This window comes from Dyella sp. (genome assembly GCF_036568765.1).
Taxonomy (GTDB): domain Bacteria; phylum Pseudomonadota; class Gammaproteobacteria; order Xanthomonadales; family Rhodanobacteraceae; genus GSA-30.
This window is the reverse complement of record NZ_DATCRY010000125.1, coordinates 1-5274: the sequence shown is the minus strand read 5'-3', so window position 1 is coordinate 5274 and position 5274 is coordinate 1. Positions and strand designations below refer to the sequence as shown.

General features: G+C 62.9%; 5 protein-coding genes. 4 read left to right on the top strand and 1 reads right to left on the bottom strand.

Annotation, left to right across the window (positions count from 1 at the left end; all coding sequences use genetic code 11):
- Positions 1 to 54: 54 nt before the first annotated feature.
- On the bottom strand, positions 55 to 1554 hold the full coding sequence (locus tag VIM98_RS09085) for an aminotransferase class III-fold pyridoxal phosphate-dependent enzyme (RefSeq protein WP_331992778.1): 1500 nt from the start codon (positions 1552 to 1554) through the stop codon (positions 55 to 57).
- A gap of 300 nt (positions 1555 to 1854) precedes the next feature.
- Here VIM98_RS09085 and VIM98_RS09080 point away from each other — a divergent pair, with 300 nt between their 5' ends.
- The 4 genes from VIM98_RS09080 to VIM98_RS09065 all read left to right on the top strand — a co-directional run.
- Positions 1855 to 2781, top strand: a complete 927-nt coding sequence (locus tag VIM98_RS09080) for an ABC transporter ATP-binding protein (protein WP_331992777.1) — start codon at positions 1855 to 1857, stop codon at positions 2779 to 2781.
- Positions 2781 to 3575, top strand: coding sequence for an ABC transporter permease (locus tag VIM98_RS09075; protein ID WP_331992776.1), 795 nt, complete (start codon positions 2781 to 2783; stop codon positions 3573 to 3575). Before VIM98_RS09080 ends, VIM98_RS09075 begins: the two co-directional genes overlap by 1 nt.
- A gap of 31 nt (positions 3576 to 3606) precedes the next feature.
- Positions 3607 to 4824, top strand: a complete 1218-nt coding sequence (locus VIM98_RS09070) for a sensor histidine kinase (protein WP_331992775.1) — start codon at positions 3607 to 3609, stop codon at positions 4822 to 4824.
- A partial coding sequence (locus VIM98_RS09065) for a response regulator transcription factor (protein ID WP_331992774.1) occupies positions 4821 to 5274 on the top strand: 454 nt, incomplete at its 3' end. The genes VIM98_RS09070 and VIM98_RS09065, both read left to right, overlap by 4 nt.

The following is a 5274-nucleotide window of genomic DNA, read 5'->3' as shown; positions in this document are numbered from 1 at the left end:
GGAAGGAACGAGGGGCGAGCCACCTTCGCGGTGGCTCGCCCCTCGTCGCTATCTTTACGCTGCGTCAGCCTCTTTCAACTTCCGAGGCCCGTGCAGCAGCGCTTGCCGCACCGCGCTTACCACCAGGTCCACTTCTGCGCTGGTCACCTTGAAATGAGGAGTGAAGCGCAGTGAGTTGACGCCGCCATGGATCACGCCGATGCCGCGCTCGCGCATGTACTCCTCGATCGAGTGCGCGCCGTAGCATTTGAACTCGGGCGCCAGCTCGCAGGAAAACAGCAGGCCCGTGCCTTGTACTTTGGTGATCAGGCCGCCCAGTTCGCTCTTGAGCGTATTGAGCTTGTCGACGAACTCCTTGCCGCGCTCGCGAATATTGCGCCGTACCTCGTCGGTCAATTGATCCAGCGTCGCCAGCGCCACGTCCAGTGCACGCGGGTTGCCGGTCATGGTGTTGCCGTAGATGCCCTTGCGGTACAGGCCGGCGGCGCGCTCGCCCACCGCCAGCACCGAAAGCGGGTACTGGCCCGCATTGAGCGCCTTGGAGAAGGTTTCCATATCCGGCGGCGGCAGATTTTCGAAGCCCGGGTAGTCGGTCATCGACAACACGCCGTGCGCACGCAGGCCCGCCTGAATGGAGTCGACCATCAATAGCGTGCCATGCGCCTCGGTCAGCGCGCGTGCCGCCTTGTAGAACTCGGGTGTGACGGCGCGGCCTGGATCGCCTTCGCCCATTACCGGTTCGAGGAACATCGCCTCGATAAACCAGCCGTGGCGATCGGCATCGGCGAAGACGGCTTCCAACTGCGCTATGTCGTAAGGCGCGACGGTAATCAACGTGTCTTCATGACGATAACTCGCCAAGTGTTGCAGATATGTTTTGCGGGTGGAGTCGGAGTAGAGCGCGGGGCGCTCGGTGCGTCCGTGGAACGCGCCCTTGACCGCCAGGCGCTTGATCGTGCGCCCGGCATAGCGGCCGCCGGCGTCCGTCATGGTCTTGGCGTTGACGTCGGCAATGCGGCAGGCGAGCGAAACCGACTCCGATCCCGAGTTCAAGCACAAATAACGTGCATACGGGTTGCCACCGCGGTTGCGGCCCAATTCGCGATTCATCGCCTTGACGAAGCGCATCTGCGAAAGATTGGGCGTCATCACATTGGCCATCACCTGCGGTGCGCTCATCGCAGCGCGAATCGCTTCGTCGTTATGGCCGAAACCGAGCATGCCGTAGCCGCCGTTATCGTGGATCACTGCGCCCTTGAGCGTGACGACCCAAGGTCCGCGAGCGGCCGCCGGAACATAAGGATTGATACCGTCGTCCGGATAGAAATTGACGAAGCCCGCCTGCGCCTGCTCCAGCTGCTCGACCTCGTCGAGCTTGAGAAAGTCGGATAGGTCCGCGCGTAGGTCGCGGTGGCGCACGAGCGCCTCGTCGATGGCTTGCGACAGCGCCGGGTGGCTGGCAGCGAAGCGCTCGATAGCGGCGTCATCCAGGCCGGTGGTACGCGGCTTGCCGCCAAATTCGCGCATTTCGCGCAGCTGATCGATCACACCCATGATGGTTCTCCTCGGTCCGCGCCAGTCATGTCCAGTCCGTCGAACCGGGGCGGTTGATAAGTCAATGGCTGGCGCCACGCCGGCGAAAGTGGGGGCTGCCGGCGTGCCGCGGCCTGCTTTGCATGACACCCGCGAGGCAGGCATGTCGACATCGAAAAGCGGATGCGACGAATGCTCAGGATACCGTGCCGCCGAGCCGCCCGTAACCCCCGGATGACGGCTGTCACACCCCCTTGTTGACGCTGGCGACTGCAAGCCGTGTCAGGCGAGGCCTAGCCTGTAGCCATAAAGGAGGAGCCCATGTCCCACTCGCATGAACCTGTCGCACGGCTCATTGGAACGATCAAAAACTACGGAGCGCTGCGCGCGCTCGATGGTGTCGATCTTATGTTGCACCGCGGCGAACTGCTCGCCTTGCTCGGGCCCAACGGCGCCGGCAAAAGCACGGCGATCGGCCTGTTGCTTGGCCTGACGCGTGCCGACGCCGGCAAGGCCGAGCTGTTCGGACGCGATCCGCAGAATCTCGAAGCCCGGCGGCGCATCGGTGTAATGCTGCAATCGGCGACGCTGCCGGCGACCTTGCATGTGGGGGAACTGCTGCGTTTGACTGCGAGCTATTACCCGTCGCCACGCTCGCTCGCGGAGAGTGCGAGCCTGGCCGGGATCGGCGATTTGCTTAAGCGACCTTACGCGAAGTTGTCCGGCGGACAGCAACGTCGCGTGCAATTTGCCATGGCGCTATGCGGGCGTCCCGAGCTTTTGTTTCTCGACGAGCCGACGGTCGGGATGGACATCGACGCGCGCCAGGCGCTGTGGGCGGCGATCCGTCGATTGGTGGGCGAAGGTTGCTCTGTGGTCTTGACTACGCATTACCTGGAGGAGGCCGAGGCGCTGGCCGATCGCGTGTGCGTGCTGGCGCGCGGGCGTGTGATCAGCGAAGGTAGCGTCGATGCGCTGCGCGCACGCGTCGCGCTCAAGCGCGTACGTTGTGTGACTACGCTGGCGCCGGAACTGCTGGCGACATGGCCGGAAGTGTCGGAGGTGCGCCAGGAGGGTGAGCGCGTCTGGCTCGCCACCGCTGAAGCGGAGAGCCTGGTTCGGCGCTTACTTGCCGGCGATGCATCCTTGCGTGAGCTGGAGGTGCAACGCGCGGGCCTGGCCGAAGCGTTTACCGAACTGACCCGCGATGCGGGCAACGAAGACATTCTGCAACGCGAGGCTGCCTGATGAATGCCACCACGCAATCCCTGGCTGTGGAGACTTCGTCGACACGCATGTCGACCGCGCGCCTGATCGGCGCCTATCTCGAGGAGATCCGCAGCGAATGCGTGCGTTATCTGCGCGCGCCCAGTTTTCTGTTGCCGACACTATTGTTTCCGACCGTGTTCTACCTGATGTTCGGTATCTTCCTGGGAAAAGCGAATGGACCGGATGCGCCGCGCTTCTTTCTCGCGGCCTATTCGACGTTCGGTGTCATGGCGCCTGGGCTATTCGGCTTTGGTGTGTCGCTGGCCATCGAGCGTGACGGCGGTTTGTTGCTGCTCAAGCGTGCGCTGCCGATGCCGCCGGCAGCTTATTTGTTTGGCAAGATGGTGATGGCGCTGCTGTCGGCCTCGGCGATCGTGGCTCTATTGCTCGGCATGGCCCTGGTGCTGGCACACGTGCCGCTGACGTTCGCTCAGGCGACCGCGACATTCTTCACCAGCGTGCTTGGCGTTCTGCCGTTCTGCGCGATGGGCCTGTTTGTCGGCAGCCTGATCAAAGGCCAGGGAGCGCCGGGCGTGATCAACCTGATCTACCTGCCGATGGCCTTCCTGTCCGGCTTGTGGTTCCCGTTGACGATCCTGCCCGGTTTCCTGCAGCAACTCGGTCCCGTCTGGCCGAGCTATCATTTGAACCAGCTGGCCTTGAACGCGGTTGGCTTGGGCCAGGAGGGGACCTGGATACACGTGGGGGTGCTGGCGATCTACACGGCGGTCTTCATTGCACTTGCTGCGCGCCGCCTGCGCCGACACGGCTGACCGCAAGCTTCGTTGAAATGGGGAACCTGGCATGAACCTCGAACCGCTGCGCCACTGGTTGAAGCCAGCGATCGATTCGCCGATGGCCGAGAACATCCGCCATGGCAAATCGCCGTGGACGGACATGGTGCACCTGCTGTGGTCCGCCTGGATCTTCGTCACGCCGCTATTCGGCGGCGGTTACGGATGGTCGTGGGCGGCGTTCACCGCTGCCAGCTATCCGGTCTTTATCGTCCTCTACCTGCACTACATGGTGGCGACGCGCCGTGCCGGACAGTGGTATGCCTTGGCTGCGGTGGCGCTGGGTTTGGTCCTGCTGCCGTGGTACCCGAGCTCGACCACCTATTTCGTGTTCGGCTGCATACTGGTGCGCTGCCGGGGCGTGAGCATCGTCAATTACATGCTGCGTGTGGTGGCGCTGAATGCGTGTTACATGGCTGTCGCAGCCGCTGCGGGTTTTCCCTGGCAGATGATCGTCACCATGCCGCTGGTGACATTTATCGTCACTACGATCGTCAACGTCGAATCGATGAGCGAGGAGCAGAATGTCCGGCTGCGTCTTTCGCACGACGAAGTGCGCCGATTGGCCGCGACCGCCGAGCGAGAGCGGATCGGCCGAGATCTGCACGACCTTCTTGGACATACGTTGTCATTGATCACGCTCAAGCTCGAACTCTCGCGCAAGCTGTTCGATCGCGATCCGGAAGCGGCACGGCGCGAAATGGCCGATGCCGAACGTGTCGCGCGTCATGCGCTCGCCGAAGTACGCTCTGCGGTGACTGGCATTCGCGCCACGGATATTGCCGCGGAACTGGCGTCGGTGCGTCTGCTGCTCGAATCGTCCCATGTTCATATGGACTATGTGCTGCCGGCCCTGGTCCTGCCCGTCGATATGGAACGCAGTCTGGCGCTGATCCTTCGCGAAGCGGCAACCAACATTGCACGTCATGCGCAAGCCAGCCGCGCGACCGTCAAGCTGGAAACGGGCGAGCGGCACCTGCACGTAACGATTTCCGATAACGGTCGAGGCGGGGTTTGTTCGGATGGCAACGGCTTGTGCGGCATGCGTGAGCGCGTGCTTGCCTTGGGTGGTCAACTGGAGATCCAGTCGCCCAAAGGGCAGGGCACGATCCTGAAGATCGTCATCCCGCTTCCGGAAAAGCGTCTGTTCGAATTGCCCGATGAGGAGCTGGCCGGCAACGCTGAAGATACTTCGCTTCCCATCCATCAAAGCCGAGGTTTTGCATGATTCGCGTATTGCTTGCCGAAGACCAGGCGATGGTGCGTGGTGCGCTATCGGCGCTGCTCAAGCTCGAATCGGATATCGAGGTACTCGGTTCGGCGTCGGAGGGCGAGAGTGCCTGGCGGGAGCTTCAGCGCCTCAAGCCCGATGTGCTGGTCACCGATATCGAAATGCCGGGACTGACCGGGCTCGAGCTCGCGCAGCGGATCCAGCGCCATGAGTTGCCGATCAAGGTGATCATCGTTACGACGTTCGCGCGCCCCGGTTTTCTGCGCCGCGCACTTGACGCGGGTGTCTCGGGTTATCTGCTCAAGGATGCGCCGGCGGAAAACCTGGCCGAGGCCTTGCGAACGGTGCATCGAGGTGGCCGCGCGATCGATCCGCAGCTTGCTTTGGAGGCATGGTCGGATGCCGATCCGCTCAACGATCGCGAGCGCCACGTACTGCGACTGGCGG